This is a genomic window from Methanooceanicella nereidis (assembly GCF_021023085.1).
Taxonomy (GTDB): domain Archaea; phylum Halobacteriota; class Methanocellia; order Methanocellales; family Methanocellaceae; genus Methanooceanicella; species Methanooceanicella nereidis.
Window position 1 is genome coordinate 18,483 of the sequence record NZ_PGCK01000017.1, and the last position, 18,619, is coordinate 37,101.

The following is an 18,619-nucleotide window of genomic DNA, read 5'->3' on the forward strand; positions in this document are numbered from 1 at the left end:
TATTTTAAGGGCTCAAAAAGCACTAAGAATTTACTCACCAAACCACAAAGGGCTCCAGTATCACCGTCAACGCACTAAAGTCTCTAACGCACGGCTTAATGCTCGAAGTGCTCTAAGCCACTAACGCTAAAACAAACCCCGAAGATTCTCCAAAAACACTAAATTTTAACTGCACGGTTGACGCTACACGATCGATATATCCCTGTTGATGGATCAGGGGTACACAAACCGGGATATTAAACTTTAGTGGCTTGGAGAATGTTCGGGGTCTTGTTTTAGCGTTAGTGACTTAGAGCACTTCGAGCATTAAGCCGTGCGTTAGAGACTTTAGTGCGTTGACGGTGATACTGGAGCCCTTCGTGATTTTTGTGAGTGAATTTTTGAGATTTCGTGACCTTAAAAAATCATATAAAAATTTTTGTGTTTCCGTGTTTCTGTGAGGTTATGTGTCCACCTGCCATCCGACAGGCACAAGGCCAGAACATCGATCTCAGAACTGATGTTATAGGATAATTTTTAAAAAGACCATCTATAAGTTTTTCATGGGAGCGCACAAAGACGAACAAGGACCACCAGTTTCCACCACGAAGCGCTCAACGGGCACATAGCACCCTTCAGACTGCAGACCATAAAATATTTTTTCATCCTTAAAATCTGAGCAAGACCCCGCTCATCAAAGATTTTGTGGTGAAAAAGTGGACATTTATGTTTGCTTTTATATGTGTTGTGGGGCGAACTTACAAAGCCTTATCAAAATAGTTCAATCCGGAGTGCTTCATGGCACTTCGGTACCGCCTCTTGTCTCGACGTCCACCGTGCCTTTTGATAACACTTCATATTTTATGGACACCCTGGTGCCCGGCGGCACTCTCTTAAGCATGTCCGAGGCAAAAGCAAGGTCCAGCGTTATCTTTAGATGCGTAAGCTCGTACATGGAAAGATTTTCGGGGAACAGTAACCGTTCCGCCACGGACGGCGATGCCTGGAACATCGATACCAGGGAACGGAACCCGGGGGACTGTGAAAGAAGTAATATCAGCGCTTCTCCGGGTTTTGTCGTGCCTTGATATTTACCGGCTATATCCTGGAAATGAGACGTCTTAATGGCCCTCCCAAGTGCCTCTTTTATAAAGCTCTCGTTAACGGCCGAGTGAGAATAATTGGAATAAAGGAAGTTATAGATATCAGGGCTGCGATCTTTAATGATCTTAAATATTGAACGGTAGCCGTCCAGGTTATATGGTAAACGATATAGCGATATGCCGTCAGGGATCGTTCTAACTTCCAGCAACAGGCACAACTGCCTCAACACGGGTAAAAGCTCATCCCCGGAAGTGAAACCCGATAGCCTGTCAGACAGTATATCTTCCGCCGAGACAAAATTGTTCTGACCTGAAAGGTACATGATGAGCCGGGTCACCGGATTAAGGTCTGCTTCCTGCATATTATTGGTCCCTGTTAAATGCTTATATTATATCTTTACTATGTTAACGATAATAAAACATGAGCATGCGTAAAGCTTTATTAACATCGAGACTAACTCTGTTCCGATGGTGCGAAAATATACGGTGGTCGTCTCCACTGGAGACGCGGCAAGTGTCAATATCAGGAATAATCTTTTCAAGCTCAGAGAATGGGAAAAGATCTTTGAGGATGATAATTTTATAATATTCAGGACCGGCGGGTTCGAGCTAGTCCAGATAGATGACTATCACGTTTTTCAGGACGGCATAGACCGCAGGCTGGAGGCTATTGGCTTTAAGCCGGAGACGATCGTTTTTGCGTCAAAGCACCGAAGCAAGGAAAATAAGAAGACGCTCACAGTTCACCATACGGGTAATATCGGGGAGAACAAATTCGGCGGCAGGCCGGGGGAACTATCGACAGCAGCACCGCTTGTCGCCGCGTCCCTGTTGAGGAGCCTGAAGGCCGCGATAACCCCGTTTAACATATCATATGAGGCGACACACCACGGCCCTTCCGACCTTGATACGCCATCGGTATACATAGAGATAGGCAGCACCATGGAGGAGTGGAGCGACCCCGAAGCGGGCGCTGTCATAGCAAAAGCAATACTTGAGATCAATGAGAACACCGACTCGCCAGTATACGTCGGCATAGGGGGGAACCATTACGCGCCCAGAGAGACATCGCTGACGATAGAGACAGGGGCAGGGTTCGGGCATATAATCGCCGACCATGCGATAGGGATCGTTACCAGGGACGTGTTGAGGCAGGCTTTCGAGAGGTCGGGGACCGGGGCGGCATATATCGACAGAAAATCCATACCTAAGGATAAGCGCCAGTGGATAGAGGATACTATAAAGGAGCTCGGGTACGAGATCCATACGGAAACGGAAATAAGAAGCGCCACAGTCATGCCCTGGCTTAAATGCCCGAGGCTTGCGGAGATATCAAAGTCGCGCGGCTTTTCAAAGCATGAGTTCACAGAAAGCATAAAGTCCATGCTATCGGATTGTAAGCCCGGTGAATGCCATTCCTGCCCGTTCGGCTTTATCGAGGAGATCGACGACGATCTGATATCTATGGCGTGGAAAGCCGACAGGGAAGAGATAAAAAAGGCCCTGTCAGGGTTGCCCGCAGTGCATTTTTACTATAGCGACGGCACCCCCTCGGGCACGCTGGCCGGTATGGACAAAACGTCGACAGCGGATGCGGCCTGTAAACTGATCTCCAGGTGCATAGATATACTTAAGTCCAGATACGAGGTCAAATACGATTGCAGAGAAGAGATGCTGTACATAATCGACAGGAAGTTCGACCCGAAAAGAGCCGGGGAGCTGGGCGTGCCCGAGGGCCCCGTGTTCGGAAAGCTGGCCGGCGGCAGCACGGTGAAGATCAATGGTAAGGATATTACTCCTGAAATGGTATTTTCAGAAAAAGTATTACGAATAAAATTAAATAATTATTGTTACAATAGTGTTAATGGGGATGGGGTAATGGAACCAAGCATATTCAGTCAAATGGCAAGCCAGACCGGCCAGGCCGTAAGAGCATCGAAAGTTATCGGCAACATGGGAGAGATCATCGATAGTGAAGAGCACTATCCGTCTATTATCGATGGCGAAGGCCCTGTGACCGAGTCCACGGACATCGGCGATACGGATGAAGACATAATACGGGTGATGCAGCAGCTTAAGACCAAAGTGCTCGTGATCGGCTGCGGCGGCGGAGGATCCAATACGGTAAGCAGGATGTCTACGGAGGGCATCACGGGAGCGGACCTTTATGCGGTAAATACCGATGCACAGCACCTGCTTCATACGAAGGCCAACAAAAAGTTCCTCATAGGAAAGAAACTTACCAGAGGCTTTGGCGCGGGCAGCATACCTGAGGTCGGGGAGAACGCGGCCAAAGAAAGCATAAACGAGCTAAAATCTGCTATCACTAAGTCAGATATGGTATTCATCACATGCGGCCTCGGAGGAGGCACGGGCACAGGATCGGCCCCTGTAGTGGCATCCATCGCAAAAGAGGGAGGCGCGCTGACGATCGCTGTGGTCACCATGCCTTTCAAGGTAGAGGGCACCTCGAGGAAAAAGAATGCTGATTCGGGATTGGCCAAACTGAGGGCGAGTGCCGATACGGTCATAGTGGTACCGAACGATAAGCTTCTGGAGGTCGTCCCGAACCTGCCGCTGCAAAAAGCTTTCAAGGTAGCGGACGAGGTATTGACACATGCCGTCAAGGGCATCACTGAGCTTGTGACCAAGCCGGGACTTGTCAACCTTGACTTTGCCGATGTTAAGACAGTGATGTCGAACGGGGGCGTCGCGATGATAGGTCTTGGCGAGGCCAGGGGAGAGGACCGCGCGGAAGAATCAGTCAAAAAAGCTCTTAAAAGCCCGCTGCTGGACATCAACATATCAAGCGCAACAGCCGCCATCGTGAACGTCGTCGGCGGGGAGGATATGAGCATATCCGAGGCAGAGAAGGTAGTAGAAGAGGTATACGGCGCCATAGACCAGGACGCAAGGCTGATATGGGGAGCCCATGTAGACCCTGACCTGGAGGATTCCATCAGAACGATGGTCATAATCACCGGAGTGAACTCTCCGCAAATACTTGGCAAAGATACCGTTACTATAAAAGAACAAAAGGCGGCTCAGGCTCAAAAATATGGCATAGACTTTATCAGGTAATAAACGAAAAGTATAAACGATAATAAAATATTATTTGAAGCGTCTTTTCTTTTATTAATGTTAAAGGACGGTTGATCATATTGGCAGAGAAGGCAAATGCACTATCATTAGAAAATATATCTAACACAATAAAACAGTACATAAGGATACTCCAGTTAACGCGTAAGCCGAGCAATGAGGAGTTCTTGACTATCTCAAAAGTTGCTGGCGCCGGGATATTGATCATTGGTCTTATCGGATTCCTGGTATACCTTATCATGGTTCTAATACCAAGAGCATTGTTATAATTTATGGAGTAACCCAGGATGGCAGAGGAAACACCTAAATCGGCTATATTCGCAGTAAAGACGACGGCTAACCAGGAAAGGTCCGTGGCGAACCTGCTCGCGATGGTAGCCAGAAAAGAAAATATGGATATTCGTTCTATCTTAGTACCGGAAGAGCTTAAGGGATATGTACTTGTAGAGTCGCCAATGCCCGAAATTGTGGAGATGGCGATACAGAACATCCCTCATGCTAAGACCATAGTGAAAGGAGCCTCTTCCATAGCCGAGGTCCAGCATTTCCTGGCACCGAAGCCGACTGTCACGGGCATAACGGAAGGAGACATCGTAGAGCTTATCGCCGGCCCGTTCAAGGGTGAGCGCGCCCGCGTCAGAAGGATAGACGAGTCCAAGGAAGAGATCACTGTCGAGCTTTCAGAAGCAATGGTACCCATACCCATCACTGTCAGAGGCGACATCGTGAGGGTATTAAGCAAAGAAGAGACCAGCCATAAAAGCTAAAGATAAAACCGGAACGAATCAGCAGTAAATATGTAATATCCTGATCCTGTTGGAAAAGGATAAGCATATACTGCTACCTTTTAATTTTGATCGGTCGCTATTTGACGTTTTTCACGCAGTTCACTTATTCTATTTCCCGCAGGAATAAAAGATAGTATATTTATAAATAAGTGAATATTTAAGCCCGTCAATCACCTGTATAAGTTTCATTAAAGAATGACCATCCCGGTTTTTATTGAATTTATTTGTATATCGAATAACCCTATAGATCGTCGACAGGGCATTAAGATGATGTCGGCATCGTCTACTTTGATGATTACCACAATAAACAGTAATTATTAAATATATGAACTGTATTATGCAATACTACAATTCTTCAAAGGAGAATGAAAATGGCAGATGTAGTCGAAGTACTGGTTCCAGGAGGGAAAGCTAACCCGGGACCCCCATTAGGTCCATCGTTAGGTCCACTTGGAATTAACATTAAAAAAGTCGTTGATGAGATCAACGCAAAGACTGCAAGCTTCAACGGCATGACAGTCCCTGTAAAGATCTCAGTCGATGCGAAAAAGAACTTCACTGTTGAAGTTGGAACACCACCGACATCTGCGTTGATCCTTTCAGAGCTTAAGCTCACGAAGGGGTCTGGAGCAACCGGCACCAATTTCGTTGGTGACCTTACCATAGACCAGGCGGCCAGGATCGCCGAAATGAAGAAGGAAGAGATGCTTTCATACAACCTTAAGGGAGCTGTAAAGGAAGTCATCGGTACCTGCGTTTCGATGGGTATCACGGTCGAAGGTAAGAAGCCAAAGGAGATATTCGCAGATATAGATGCCGGAAAATACGACGACAAGCTGTCGAAGCCATACAAATAATCATTGATGGAAAGGACATTTTGATCAGTCGTAGGAGACCGCAGAGGTCGTGAACTACGGAGGTATACAATGGCAAGAAAAGAGACAGTCGAAGCCGTCAAGAAGGCTTTGACCAGCAAACCAAACAGAAACTTTACAGAAAGTGTGGATCTTGCTATAAACCTTAAGAACATAGACATGAACCAGCCTAAGAACAGGGTCGACGAAGAGATCCTCTTACCGAGCGGACTTGGCAAGCCCATTAAGGTTTGCGTATTCGCAAAGGGAGATGTCGCCGTCAACGCTGAAAAAGCTGGTGCTGATTATGTCTTCCCCCCAGAAGAGATAGAAAAGCTGGGCGGAGATAAGGCGCGCGCTAAGAAGCTCGCGGGCGAGGTCGATTTCTTCATATCCGAGACCGCCTACATGCCGACGATCGGTAAGAAACTCGGTCAGGTACTTGGTCCGAGAGGTAAGATGCCTTCACCGCTGCCGCCACAGGCAGATGTCGTTACCATGATCAACAGGCAGAAAAAGGCCATAAAGATCAGGTCTAAGGATAGATTAACGTTCCACACGACCATTGGTATCGAGTCGATGACACCGGAAGATATTGCGGAGAACATCGATGCGATCATCAAGAGGTTAGAGACAAGACTCGAAAAGGGTAAGTTCAACATCGGTTCAATATACGTGAAGACCACGATGGGACCGGCTGTAAGGGTGATGTAAAATGGAAGCAGAAGCACACCACAGCACCCATATTCCCCAGTGGAAAAAGGATGAGATAAAGAATATTGTCGACAATGTTCACTCTCACAGAATTACCGGTATCGTAGATGTCCGTGGAGTACCCGCAAGCTCGCTTCAGGTAATGAGGCAGCAGCTCAGGGGTATTGTCACGTTGCACATGACCCGTAACACCCTATCCAACATCGCGTTTAACTCCCTGCCCGAGGATGAGAAAGCCAGGATACTGGCCGAGCACATCGACGGCCAGATCGTGATGGTATACTCGAACGAGAACCCGTTCAGGCTATACAAGCTCCTTGAGGCTACGAAGTCCAAAGTCCCTGCAAAGGGTGGCGACATTGCGCCTGAAGACATCGTCGTCGAGAAAGGACCCACATCTTTCAAGCCCGGACCTATCGTCGGAGAACTACAGCAGGTAGGCATCTCCGCCGGAATAGAGGGCGGCAAGGTCGTTATAAAACAGACCAAGAAAGTCGTCAAGAAGGGTGAGAAGATATCCGCAAAGCTTGCCGAGATGCTCGGAAGGCTGGATGTCAAGCCGATAGAGGTAGGTCTTAACCTTAAGGCAGTCGTCGAAGGCGACACCTTATACATGCCAGCTGACCTGGCAGTGGACGAGGTAGCTCTTAAGGGCATGTTCGCGCAGGCCGCCGGCCATGCGTTCAACTTATGCATGGAAGCAGGCATAGCCACGAAGGACACTATCGAGCCGCTCATACAGAAGGCAACGATGGAATCGAAGGCACTTGCAGTCAACGCACCGATCTTCGAGAAGGAAGTCATGGATATTATCTTATCCAAGGCTGAGGTCGAGATGCTCGCGGTCGCGAAGCAGGTAGCCGGTAAAGAAGACGCGTTAGACGAAGAATTAAAATCAAAGGTTCAGTAAAAAATTAGCAATATTTGAGGTGTTATAAAATGGAATACGTATATGCAGCACTTTTATTACACAAGGCTGGAAAGCCCGTGGATGAAGCAGGAGTCTCTTCCGTTCTTAAGGCAGCGGGAGTAGAGGTAAACGAAGCTCGTGTTAAGGCACTCGTAGCAGCACTCGAGGGCGTCAACATCGAAGAGGCTATCGCAAAGGCAGCCTTCGCAGCAGCACCCGCAGCCGCAGCCGCACCCGCAGCCGCAGCAGCACCCGCAGCAGAGGAAGCAGCCGAGGAAGACGAGGCAAAGAAGAAGGAAGAGGAAGAGGCAAGCGGAATGGAGGGCCTTGGCGCCCTTTTCGGCTAAACAGCCGGCCATTTCTCTTTTTTCATTTTTTCTTTTATCCCGGCACAGTTTTTATCGCTCTTTTATTCAATGTTTATTGGTACAATGGTCAGACATTGTTTTTTGAGAATTAATTTTTAATATACACCTTATTGGAATTAACTTATCAGTCCTGCTGATGCCCAAGCATATAATATTTTATAGCTTTTTACACAAAAGTTTATCATATAAATAGACAAAATAGTATTATAACAATAAAATATGTAAAGTGAATTTAAAAATAACCATATAGAATAAATGGACGAATTTTTCGAACATGTCCGTATGTTCTATTGAGATGAATGAACGCTCTCATCTCATGTATGGCTGATAGTCCTTACATATCGGAGGTGGATCTCATACCCCTGGAACTGGTCAAGACAGGTATAACAGGATTGGACACGTTACTAAAAGGCGGCTTTGTAAAGGGTTCGACCATATTGATATCAGGTAACTATGGCGTAGGTAAAACCCTCTTCGCACTACAGTATGCGTTCCACCAGGCGAGCAAAGGCGATAAGGTATTATATGTCAGCACCTCCGAGCCGGTATTTAAAGTAAAGCAGTTCGCGAGCAATCTTGATTTTTACGATGAATCGCTCATTTATTCGGAATACAGGGATATTACCCAGAAAAAAGATAAGGCAGTGAAAGGTACCATAGAGTTCGTAGAATCTTCACTGGGCATAATCACAGGCATCCATTATACGGACGAGAGCTCCCTTATCGAAGAGATAAGGAACATGGTAGAGGGAAAAGGGATACAGCATCTGATCATTGACCCCATAACCACCATAACAATGCTTTATGAGAGCGAAGCCGTAATGCGAAAAGATGTCCTGCTTATGGGGGCCTGGCTGACAAGGCTAGGATGCACGGTCCTGCTCACGGCGGAAGAATCTGACCTTAAGCTACTTGACGTGGAAAAATATCTTTCCGATTGCGTGATAAGCTTAAGCTCAAGGATGGACGACCATGAAAGAGAGTTCCTGATCACGGTGCAAAAACAGCGCGGGAACAAGCAGAACATGAACAGCCATATTTACACTTTTGACAGAAGCGGCATCACGGTGATCCATGATATGTCGTATATGGAGCGCCCGGACATAATGGAATCCCAGGCATCCACAGGCATCGACAAGCTGGACGAGCTGATGGGAGGGCTTCGGTACGGTTCATCCTGGATATTGAGCATAGATGATCGCATCCACTATGAGCCCGTTTTTTCCGCGATACTAAGCGCGGGCCTTGATGCTAATGAGGGAATAGTATATTCTCCCCCGTCAAAGTTCTCTTTCAACGGGATAAAGGATCTTTTAAGCAGGTTTAGCATAGACATTATTAAAGAGTGCAAAGACGGGAACGCGTTCTTTGTCGACTATTATGGAAGAAAGGTACCCGATGAGCTTAAGAATTTTGTCATAGAAAGCTATCCCGAGGCGGAAGATCTCAGGATATTCGCAAGAGACAAATACGGCATTATCGAATCCGGGGAAGTGAGAGACCACTGGCGCATCCTGTCAAACCTGAATGGCGAGTATAATGTTTATGAGCCTGCAGGGCTTCGCGACAGGTACTCGAAGAACCTGTCCAGGGTCAGGGAGCGCGGAGATATTTATTTTTCATATTGTAACTTTGACGAGATAGACGAAAGGACTGCAGAGTTCCTGAGGACCTCATGCGACGGCATAATAGAGCTTTACGTCAAAGGTAAGTATCAATACCTAAAAGTCACAAAATCTCCCGGCGGCCTGATGTCAAGCGAGCATGTCATAGTACCGCTTGATAAAAAGCCTTTTATAAAGCTTATGCAAAAATAACCGTTACCATGGATAAACGAGCGATATTTACTATCATTACAGTATGCGTCCTCGCATATATCATATCATTCTACTTTATGCTTGGGACTTTCCAGGATATAAAACAGGAATACCATCATGGTGAAACACCTGTGCTTTTAATGGGTCCCCTGGAAAAGGAGCCGCTTGGGACTGTCGTTATCGCTCACGGCTTTTCCGGGAATATTGACATGATGAAATCCATGGGCGCATCGCTCGCGCAAAATGGGTACAGAGCTATACTGTTCGATCTGCCGGGACACGGCAACTCTGATACGGGCATGGAAAATGATTCGCTGTACACTTCTTTTGAATATGTGACCGAACATTATGGAGGAGATAATTTCTCCGTAGCAGGCCATTCGATGGGATCGCAGGCGGCAATGGAATATGGCATGATGAGCGGATCACTGTCATGCACAGCCATATCCCCGATTTTCAGCGAGGTCAATAGAACGAGCCCGAAAAACCTTCTGATACTGGTCGGCGACGATGACCCGGAACACATTCAGAAAGCTGCTTTGAACGCCCTTATAAACGGGACGATGCAGAATGCGGAGCCGGGCATGACGTACGGTGACATAGACGACGGTACGGCAAGAAGGCTCGAGATATTGCCGGGTGCTAACCATATCACCATCATATTTGATACGAGGACATATGACGCGATGCTAAAATGGCTGGATTCCACCTATAATGTCGATAGGGAGGGCGACTACAATTATAACCTGGCATATCCCTGGTTCTTAATATGTTCACTGATAGCCCTTATAGCATATTTCCCGATCTCGTACCTTCTGTTCGATCATTATAAACAGGAGGAGTATAAGCTGAAGGCGCCGGCCCCAAAAGCCTGGAAGCCCATGCTGACTATCCTGGTATCGGGTTTTATCGCAGCGATCCTCATATACCTCTTCAATCCGGTATCCCTGCTAAACATCATGATCGCGGATACGATAATCGGTTTTCTTATTTATACCGGTATTATCGGATTGATCATTTATACCCTGACAGGGAAGGATAAGCCATCAGGTAAATACCCGGCCGATGCCATACTGAGGCCATTGTCGCTCGCAATGCTGATGCTCATTTATTTCGCGGTGTTCATAGGAGTTCCGGCAAGCCTTTCGGTCTACGACCTGATCCCTGATGATCCCAGGCTTTATCTGCTCATCCTGATATTTTTCCTGATGATCCCCTATTGTATGCTTAACGAGCTGTTATTCCGAAGCATCGACGGGAGGATGTCGCTGGCAACAGGCATCTCTGCCCGTATATTACTGGTCGCCCTCTTCACCCTGGGCGCGCTGGTGTTCGGTAACGGCAGCTTCATAATGATAATTATGCCGGTTATGCTCCCCCTGTTCATTCTGCTGGAAATATTTTCCTGTTACTCTTACAGATGGTCAGGAAATGTTTTGACAGGAGCCTTTTTAAACTCGCTGATCATAGCCTGGCTCGTCGTATCGGCTTTTCCGATAGGCATATTACCCATATAGACATGATAATCATCTAAGGATCTGAGAGGAAAATGATGAAATTCGGTTTAAAGGTCCATCACACCGATATGCGGTCCCTGCTGAGGCAAAAGCCTGACGCGCTCGAGTTCCTGTTATATGAGAATGATCTTTCGGGAGAATGGACGAAAGGCGTTGATTTCAGGGGGCCGATAGTCGTCCACGCACCTGAGAAATATTCGGACGGGACCCTGGTGGACCTGGGCTCTTCGAGGGAAGATATGCGCCGAAGAGCTGTGGATATTATTAAAAAGACCATTGACATATCGGTAAGGTTGAACGCAAGCATGCTTGTTTGCCATCCCGGATGCGTTTACAGAGAGCCCGTGAACGTCGACGTATCTTACCTTATCGATTCGATGAAAGAGCTGCTGGGATATTCGGCCGGCCGTGTTGAATTGCTCCTCGAGAACATGCCGGAGATATATCACAACAAAGGAGAGCTATGGTCAGCATACCTGTTCAATGACTGGAGAGAGATACGCAGCGTTCTTCAGGAGCTTGACATGAGCATGTGCATGGATATCTGCCATGCTAAGCTATACTGTAATTCGAGGCACATTGACTTCATATCATATATCACGGTGTTGAAGCCGTTCATAAAGCATATACACATCTCCGATGCTCTCGGGACTTCGGGAGAGGGTATCCAGATAGGCGACGGCGAGCTAAATTTCAGGGAGCTATACAAAGCCATAGATAATGTGGAAGCCATTATCGTCCCGGAGATAGACAGAGGTTTTAAGGATAATGGCAGGGGATTTAAGATAGCCAGGGACAGGCTGGTAAGGCTCGGCTATTTTGAGACCGAAGTATAAGGGTTCATAAAAAAGTATTCAGTATATGACATATCACTATATTGCTTAATAATCGCCTGAAATATAAGATATTGATAAAGGAAAAGGAGTTATGAAAATGATACTGGTGACAGGATGCAACCCGCTTGGCGAAAGGCTCTTAGAGGAACTGAACAAAGATGGTATGGCAAAGGGAGCCTGTCATAAGGAAGAACTGGATCTTCCGAGGGGTTTTATAAAATATGACATTTTCAGCAGCGAGGACATTGAGAGGCTTGTCAAAGAGGTAAAGCCGGATACAATGATCCTTACCGAAGAGGTCTCCGATCTTGAGTATTGTGAGCAAAAACGTAGTGACGCGATGCAGTTTAATACGCGCGGCGTAAGGTTTTTCGTAGAGGCGGCGCAGAAGACCGGTGCCAGTGTCGTGCTTATATCTACGGCATATGTCTTTGACGGAAGAAAAGAAGGCGGCATGTATACTGAAAACGATATGATAAACCCGATAAACGTCTATGGCGAGACCAGGCTGATGGCCGAGGTCCATACGGATAAGGCCCCGAGCTACCTGATAGCCAGAATGGGAGAGCTATATGGCAACTATCCGGGCAATTTTGCCGACTTTATACTGACCAATATTAAATATGGTGAAAAGGTCGAGCTTGCAAGGGACATGTACTTCTCTCCGATATACATTGACGACGCGGTAGCCGCCATAAAACTGCTGACAGCGCAGAAAATGTTCGACAAGCATAACGTGGCAGGACCGGAGCGTATCAGCCACTATGACTTCGGGTTAAAGATCGCGAAGACATTCGGGCTGAATGAAAACCTTATAGTCCCCGTGAGTGTGGAAGATCTTAACCTGACAGTAATGATGCCGAAGGATCTCTCGCTGGATATTTCAAAGATAGGGCCCCTTGTTAAAATAAGGAACGTTGACGAAGGGCTTGAGGCTATGAAAAAGGCATTAGAATAAGCATTAAGTCATTTTATTTTCTTTTTTCTACAGTATGTTTTAGTCCATTCAGTCTTTTTTCGATAAGCTTCCTTGATGTTATGGTAAACATTTACCGGGTCTTTAATGAATAATAATGGAGTAATATTAAAAATCCGTGCCCTATTCCCCGAAATATAGGCATATAGTGAAGTAAGCTACGTGTTAAACCCTATCACAAATCATTTATATAATAAGTGATTGCAGGGATAGAACATGTTAAGTAAGATTTTAAGTATATTTAAGAAGACCCCTGATAAGAGGTTACAGAACTGGTATAATAACAACGAGATGGTCCAGTTGACCGGCAGCAGCCAGATCAGCCATATACGCTGATCACATCTATTTTATTAAATTTTCTAGTATAGGCGCATTCAGGATATAGACCCGGCAGTGCATCCGGTAGACAACCCATCATTTCTTGTAAAATTAAGGATACTCTAAAGTATAATGCATCCATCGTGAAACACAGCACATTGTTCTCTTGCTAGAAATTGGCAGCCTTTTTGTAAAGACCCAAAAACAGACGAGCCCGGGATTTAGAGCGTTAAAGACGATCAAAAATTATATCGAAAATATGGAATATTGCACCCTCTAAAGATCATCGATAATAAAAATTAAACGGGTAAAAAATTAAAAAGAAGTTAAAGCTGATAAGGAGTTATCAGCTTGTAGTTCAATACGCTATTGGATTGTGTACCGTCGACCTTTATCGTGTATGTACCCGCTACGGCCGGCTTATAGTTTAACTGTTCACAGGATGTCGAGAAGGACTCGATCATCTTTATTCCCCTGGCCACTTCCTTGCCGCTGGGGTCGTATAATATAAGCTCCGGCGTGTAGAAAGACCATGCCCATATCAGCCTGGCGTTGATATTCTTTATGCCGTCCGAGCTTATCTTCATCGTCGCCGCCTGTCCGGGCTGAAGCGAGCCGGACTTCACATAGGCCATGTATACGTTGTGGTTTGAAGTGCCTGTGAACTCTACAGACCTGTAGGACCTGTCAGCGCTGACCTTCAGAAGGTAGTAGCCTCCCTTAGGCGCATTGAAATTGACGGACTCGCTGCGAGTGTACCTGCTCTCGGATTTAGCTACAAGCTTACCGTTAGAGTCATACAGGTACATGTTAAGGTCATCGTAGGAGTTCCATGCTATCTGTGCGCTGATGGTACCCTCTGCAGTCGGGACAATGTAGGTATAATATTCATTGTTCAGGCTGGTAGTTCCTGAAAATGAAGTGCCCGGTGCAGGAGTCGGTGTCGGCACTGGAGTCGCGGTCGGGTTCGGACCCGGCGTCGGGGTCGGGGTCGCGGTCGGGTTCGGGGTCGGTGTCGGTGCTGGGCCGCCCGGTGAGACGACACTCAGAGTATATGATTCGGTGTCGCTGACCGACGGGTCGGTTTTTGACTTTGCGGTCACCGTGAATTTATAATATCCGGTCTTTGCGTCCGCTGCGGGCGTCAGTAATACTGACATGAACGTTGATGCGCTGGGCTCTATTGTCTCGCCGCTATACTTTGAGATCTTATACCAGGTAGAGGGTATTCCGTCTACAGTTATGGTATACGAGTCTGGCGACTTCCCCACATTCCCAAGGATCGCGTTCTGGTCCACAGTCGTTCCCGGTGCTACCTTGAACTGTTCTATCCTGCCCATGTGCCCGTCATATCTTGCGAACATCGACATCAGGCTTACTGCATAGGATCCCGGCTCCGGGTTAGGTGTCGGGGTCGCTGTCGGGGTCGCCGTCGGGTTCGGACCCGGCGTCGGGGTCGGGGTCGGCGACGGTGCAGGAGGTAACTGTCCGTTCAATATGTATTCAATAGCTGCCTTTGCCTGAACCCTGCCGTACCCGTAATCAGTGTTGGGCACGCCGCTGCCAAGAGGCTTTGCGGTCTTGGTAAGTGCATTCTTGACCTGTGCAGGTGTCATATCAGGCTTGGCCTGTAATAGTAATGCAACAGTCCCTGCGGTCATCGGGGTCGCCATAGACGTTCCGCTCATCGCGGTATAATACTGGTTAACTGGCTTTCCGCCGCTGGTACCGGTCGCTTTTGCCGCTACGAGCCCTACGCCCATGTTAGTGACGTCAGGCTTTACGCGCCCGTCGTATGTGGGACCTCTGGAGCTGAACGAAGCGATCTGGTCATTCCTGTCGCTTGCGCCCACTGTCAACGCGCTCTCACAGTCCCCGGGGCATGCTACGGTCTTCTTGCTCGGACCGCTGTTGCCTGCTGCGACCACTACGGTAACTCCGGCCTTAACGGCGTTGTTTACAGCGTCGTCGCTCGCCTGTGAGTGAGTCGATGAACCGAGCGACATCGATATGACCTGTGCGCCGTTCTTTACGGCCCAGTCGATGCCTTTTATGATGTTGGAATTGCTTCCCGAACCATCTTTGCCAAGTACCTTACATCCCATTAAGCTGGCTTCCGGAGCTACACCCTTATACTGTCCGCTGGATGCTGCTCCAGTACCTGCGATCGTGCTTGAGCAGTGAGTGCCGTGCCCGTGGTCATCGTACGGGGATGTCTGGCCCTTCACATAATCGACCCATGCTACTACTTTATTACCGTTAAGGTCAGGGTGGCTGGCATCGATGCCCGTGTCGATCACGCATACTTTAACGCCTTTACCAGTGTATCCTGCTGCCCAGACGTCCGGTGCATTGATCTGAGGCACTGCCTTGTCCAGCAATACCGTAACTTCCTGGTCTTTTTCAACGTATTTGACATTGTCTAACGCTTTAAGCTCGTTTACCCTGTCGTCCGGTATGGTGACTGCCATCCCGTTTATAACGCTATAGCGGTAAACGACCTGACCCTCATAAGAGTTGACCAGGCTGGTTACCTTCTCTTCTGCCATGGCGGACATCTGACCTGGTTCGCCATTAAAAGCTACGATATAAGTAGAATAACCTGATGAGCTGACATCAGATGTTTTTTGCATAGGTGGGGTTGCGGCCACTACAGCTATCGATGATAGCAGCATAGCGAATATTATCGCAATACCCATCGCAGTTTTTACCTTTATGTACATTCCCTCCAATAGTTCAAGAGTTGCTAGTCCAACTTAGTAACTAGTTATTCATCAATTACTGTTAGGGTATATATACTTTATTCTGGATTGGAAAAATTATTGATATTACCAATTCGTGTTGTATATATTCTTTACCAGGCAATATATATCCGGTTGATGATTTAAAAACTTTCTGTTTTAGCCATATCTATACATTTAATAGAATATACATGGTTATTTCGTTAAAAACATGGATATTTTGTAGTAATTTAAGAAACTATAACATACCATGTATTTTGCTCAAGTAATAACTTAAAATATTAAATACTTTCTTAAAAATGGTATAAATTTGTTATTTTATTGCCTATTAAGCTTATAAAATGGCATATTTGAACAAACAGGATATAATTGCCGGGTACTTTTTATTGCTGGCTTATATCATTGTCAGATGTGATCACGCAGGAGGCGATCTTAGTGTTGTAGTGGAAATGATACATTTGTATCTCAAAGCCTCAAAGGGCATATCAAAGAACTCAACACCTTGTTAAGAGAAACTTGAGGTCGTTGAGATAAGAACAAGACCATACATTATCGACCATTAAACAACAAAAACTCTTCATACAGTATCTATTTTAAAAAGATCCTGCAGAGAATATTAAAAGGTAAATATGGGCCCGTTATAGCAAATGTCAGTTTATATTCTCAAAAAAAGATAGCCAGCCATATTTTAAAATAGTTTTATAATTTTTAAAAAATGACATTTCAAAGCAAATTTCCAGGTGATTTTATTTGGCTAGCACCTGTACGATAATCGTTGTGTGAGAACTAGCTTAGAACATATATGATTATCCAGTAAGTATAAATAGGTAAAAGGGTATAATTATTTTGGGATTTGGATTGGATCAGTTGATATGAGTCAATTTGATCTATAAACACTAGGTGGCCTAGTGAACACTATAGAGATTTATCTGTTTAGGGAACTCCATTTAGTTATCCATTTCCTCCGGGGCCGAGGTCATGGCCCCAACATATTTCGATAATATCGTCCGGTATGGCTAACAGGGACGGCTGGCGTATTAAAACGTTTAAAGACCTTAAAAAATTAGGGGATGGGAGATAAAATGCAATCGATTGTGCAAGAAGCACTGAAATACACGGAAATGGAGAGAGAGTACAGGAACGACAGAGGAGACAGTTCTGTTGGTGCTGACTTCGAAGACTTCGGACTGCCGCAGATCAAGATAGTAGGATGCGGCGGAGCAGGCAACAATACGATCAACCGTCTTTACAACATAGGCGTTGACGGCGCAGAGACCATAGCGGTTAACACTGATAAGCAGCACCTTGACGTGATCAAGGCTGACAAGAAGATCCTCGTAGGAAAATCCCTCACCAGAGGCCTTGGTGCAGGAGGTTTCCCGGAGATAGGAAAGAGAGCCGCGGAACTTGCAAGGAGCACTTTACAGGAAGTCCTTAAGGACGCAGACTTAGTATTCATCACAGCGGGTATGGGAGGAGGAACCGGTACCGGTACGGCACCCATAGTCGCAGAAGTAGCAAAGGAGAACGGTGCCATAGTAGTGGGCATGGTATCCACTCCGTTCAAAGTTGAAAGAGCAAGAATGGTCAAGGCAGAGGAAGGCATAGCCGACCTGAGGGCAGCAGCAGACACGGTCATAGTTCTCGATAACAACAGGCTTCTCGAATATGTGCCGAACCTTCCGCTTGAACAGGCATTCTCGGTCATGGACCAGCTCATATCAGAGACAGTAAAAGGTATATCCGAGACGATCACCAGACCCTCGCTCATCAACCTCGACTTCGCAGACGTCAAGGCAATAATGAATGCGGGCGGTGTCGCGGTCATGCTTGTCGGTGAGACCAAGAGCCAGGACAAGTCGGAGAACGTCGTCAGGACAGCACTGAACCACCCGTTACTCGACGTAGACTACCGCGGAGCAACAGGAGCGCTCGTCCACATAACAGGCGGACCGGACCTTACGCTGAGAGAGGCGGAGAACATCGCAGAGTCGCTTACCTATGAGCTTGACTCCCACGCGAACGTCATATGGGGCGCAAGGATCCAGAAGGACTACGAGGGTAAGGTCAGAGTGCTGGCTATTATGACCGGCGTGCAGTCGCCGCAGGTATTAAGCAAGGGCCAGCAGAAGGGAGCCTCAAGGAACGCGGACGATTCCGCACCGGGCAGGTTCAGCCTTAACAGGAACACAAAGCCCGTAAAGAACAGCATAATAGATGTTATAAAGTGAGGAGGATCATCCTCACTTATTCAAGGGAATAAAAACAAAAACGACAAGGGACGCCAAAAACGAATGAACCAAAGGGGACGCCAACCCCAAAAACGATAACAGAAAAAGGGACGCCAACCTTTTTCTTTTTTTTTAATTGAATTTCTTCTATACTATGATCCTTTGGCTTATCAGGATTGATGTTTTTTGTGTTATACCTATATGATGGCAGGTAGATACCAATATCACGAAAACACAGAACCCAGTGTTCCCGTGCTTGTGTTTTTTGGGTTTGGTGTGTTGTTGGTTTTGGTTGTGGGGTAGAAAAGTGTTTTTATTGTTTTGAAGGTGGATTACATTCTTTTTTGGTATTTTATGAGAGAATGTAT

The 18,619-nt window shown here is 46.6% G+C and carries 14 protein-coding genes and 1 pseudogene; 13 read left to right on the top strand and 2 right to left on the bottom strand.

Translation table 11 applies throughout. The features are described 5' to 3' along the window. Positions 1–775 precede the first annotated feature (775 nt). The gene (locus tag CUJ83_RS15170) at positions 776–1,444 is read right to left on the bottom strand and encodes a hypothetical protein (protein WP_230743314.1); all 669 of its coding nucleotides are present in this window, start codon (positions 1,442–1,444) and stop codon (positions 776–778) included. A 106-nt stretch (positions 1,445–1,550) separates the two neighbouring features. Here CUJ83_RS15170 and CUJ83_RS15955 point away from each other — a divergent pair. The 12 genes and pseudogenes from CUJ83_RS15955 to CUJ83_RS15225 form a co-directional block, all read left to right on the top strand. Further along, a pseudogene (locus CUJ83_RS15955) lies at positions 1,551–2,333 on the top strand (D-aminoacyl-tRNA deacylase); the annotation flags it as partial. 702 nt (positions 2,334–3,035) lie between these two features. Then, positions 3,036–4,163 carry a cell division protein FtsZ gene (gene ftsZ, locus CUJ83_RS15960; RefSeq protein WP_439651975.1) on the top strand — a complete coding sequence of 376 codons (1,128 nt, stop codon included), beginning with the start codon at positions 3,036–3,038 and terminating at the stop codon, positions 4,161–4,163. Between the two features lie 80 nt (positions 4,164–4,243). Next, positions 4,244–4,450, top strand: a complete 207-nt coding sequence (locus CUJ83_RS15180) for a protein translocase SEC61 complex subunit gamma (RefSeq protein ID WP_230743316.1) — start codon at positions 4,244–4,246, stop codon at positions 4,448–4,450. An 18-nt stretch (positions 4,451–4,468) separates the two neighbouring features. Then, the gene (locus CUJ83_RS15185; protein WP_230743317.1) at positions 4,469–4,948 is read left to right on the top strand and encodes a transcription elongation factor Spt5; all 480 of its coding nucleotides are present in this window, start codon (positions 4,469–4,471) and stop codon (positions 4,946–4,948) included. 392 nt (positions 4,949–5,340) lie between these two features. Continuing rightward, positions 5,341–5,826, top strand: a complete 486-nt coding sequence (locus CUJ83_RS15190) for a 50S ribosomal protein L11 (RefSeq protein ID WP_230743318.1) — start codon at positions 5,341–5,343, stop codon at positions 5,824–5,826. Between the two features lie 69 nt (positions 5,827–5,895). Then, complete coding sequence (locus tag CUJ83_RS15195) at positions 5,896–6,537, top strand: 50S ribosomal protein L1 (RefSeq protein ID WP_230743319.1); 642 nt, start codon at positions 5,896–5,898, stop codon at positions 6,535–6,537. A gap of 1 nt (position 6,538) precedes the next feature. Then, complete coding sequence (locus tag CUJ83_RS15200) at positions 6,539–7,447, top strand: 50S ribosomal protein L10 (protein ID WP_230743320.1); 909 nt, start codon at positions 6,539–6,541, stop codon at positions 7,445–7,447. 29 nt (positions 7,448–7,476) lie between these two features. Beyond that, positions 7,477–7,794: a 50S ribosomal protein P1 gene (rpl12p, locus tag CUJ83_RS15205; protein ID WP_230743321.1), complete on the top strand. Its 318-nt coding sequence runs from the start codon at positions 7,477–7,479 to the stop codon at positions 7,792–7,794. A gap of 341 nt (positions 7,795–8,135) precedes the next feature. Beyond that, entirely contained in the window at positions 8,136–9,632 is a 1,497-nt protein-coding gene (locus CUJ83_RS15210) for an RAD55 family ATPase (RefSeq protein WP_230743322.1), read from the top strand. Between the two features lie 8 nt (positions 9,633–9,640). Further along, positions 9,641–11,149: an alpha/beta hydrolase gene (locus CUJ83_RS15215; RefSeq protein ID WP_230743323.1), complete on the top strand. Its 1,509-nt coding sequence runs from the start codon at positions 9,641–9,643 to the stop codon at positions 11,147–11,149. A 32-nt stretch (positions 11,150–11,181) separates the two neighbouring features. Further along, positions 11,182–11,985, top strand: coding sequence for a sugar phosphate isomerase/epimerase family protein (locus tag CUJ83_RS15220; protein WP_230743324.1), 804 nt, complete (start codon positions 11,182–11,184; stop codon positions 11,983–11,985). A 91-nt stretch (positions 11,986–12,076) separates the two neighbouring features. Then, on the top strand, positions 12,077–12,943 hold the full coding sequence (locus tag CUJ83_RS15225; protein ID WP_230743325.1) for an SDR family oxidoreductase: 867 nt from the start codon (positions 12,077–12,079) through the stop codon (positions 12,941–12,943). A 662-nt stretch (positions 12,944–13,605) separates the two neighbouring features. Here CUJ83_RS15225 and CUJ83_RS15230 read toward each other — a convergent pair. Continuing rightward, complete coding sequence (locus CUJ83_RS15230; RefSeq protein WP_230743326.1) at positions 13,606–16,002, bottom strand: S8 family serine peptidase; 2,397 nt, start codon at positions 16,000–16,002, stop codon at positions 13,606–13,608. A 1,100-nt stretch (positions 16,003–17,102) separates the two neighbouring features. On the opposite strand from CUJ83_RS15230, the gene ftsZ (CUJ83_RS15235) reads away from it, so the two are divergent. Next, positions 17,103–18,251: a cell division protein FtsZ gene (ftsZ, locus tag CUJ83_RS15235; RefSeq protein ID WP_230743327.1), complete on the top strand. Its 1,149-nt coding sequence runs from the start codon at positions 17,103–17,105 to the stop codon at positions 18,249–18,251. Positions 18,252–18,619 lie beyond the last annotated feature (368 nt).

Coding starts and splice junctions, on each gene's coding strand:
- CUJ83_RS15170 (WP_230743314.1), bottom strand. CDS start 1,444: ATGCAGGAAGCAGACCTTAATCCGGTGACCCGGCTCATCATGTACCTT.
- ftsZ (WP_439651975.1), top strand. CDS start 3,036: ATGGGAGAGATCATCGATAGTGAAGAGCACTATCCGTCTATTATCGAT.
- CUJ83_RS15185 (WP_230743317.1), top strand. CDS start 4,469: ATGGCAGAGGAAACACCTAAATCGGCTATATTCGCAGTAAAGACGACG.
- CUJ83_RS15190 (WP_230743318.1), top strand. CDS start 5,341: ATGGCAGATGTAGTCGAAGTACTGGTTCCAGGAGGGAAAGCTAACCCG.
- CUJ83_RS15195 (WP_230743319.1), top strand. CDS start 5,896: ATGGCAAGAAAAGAGACAGTCGAAGCCGTCAAGAAGGCTTTGACCAGC.
- CUJ83_RS15200 (WP_230743320.1), top strand. CDS start 6,539: ATGGAAGCAGAAGCACACCACAGCACCCATATTCCCCAGTGGAAAAAG.
- rpl12p (WP_230743321.1), top strand. CDS start 7,477: ATGGAATACGTATATGCAGCACTTTTATTACACAAGGCTGGAAAGCCC.
- CUJ83_RS15210 (WP_230743322.1), top strand. CDS start 8,136: ATGGCTGATAGTCCTTACATATCGGAGGTGGATCTCATACCCCTGGAA.
- CUJ83_RS15215 (WP_230743323.1), top strand. CDS start 9,641: ATGGATAAACGAGCGATATTTACTATCATTACAGTATGCGTCCTCGCA.
- CUJ83_RS15220 (WP_230743324.1), top strand. CDS start 11,182: ATGATGAAATTCGGTTTAAAGGTCCATCACACCGATATGCGGTCCCTG.
- CUJ83_RS15225 (WP_230743325.1), top strand. CDS start 12,077: ATGAAAATGATACTGGTGACAGGATGCAACCCGCTTGGCGAAAGGCTC.
- CUJ83_RS15230 (WP_230743326.1), bottom strand. CDS start 16,002: ATGTACATAAAGGTAAAAACTGCGATGGGTATTGCGATAATATTCGCT.
- ftsZ (WP_230743327.1), top strand. CDS start 17,103: ATGCAATCGATTGTGCAAGAAGCACTGAAATACACGGAAATGGAGAGA.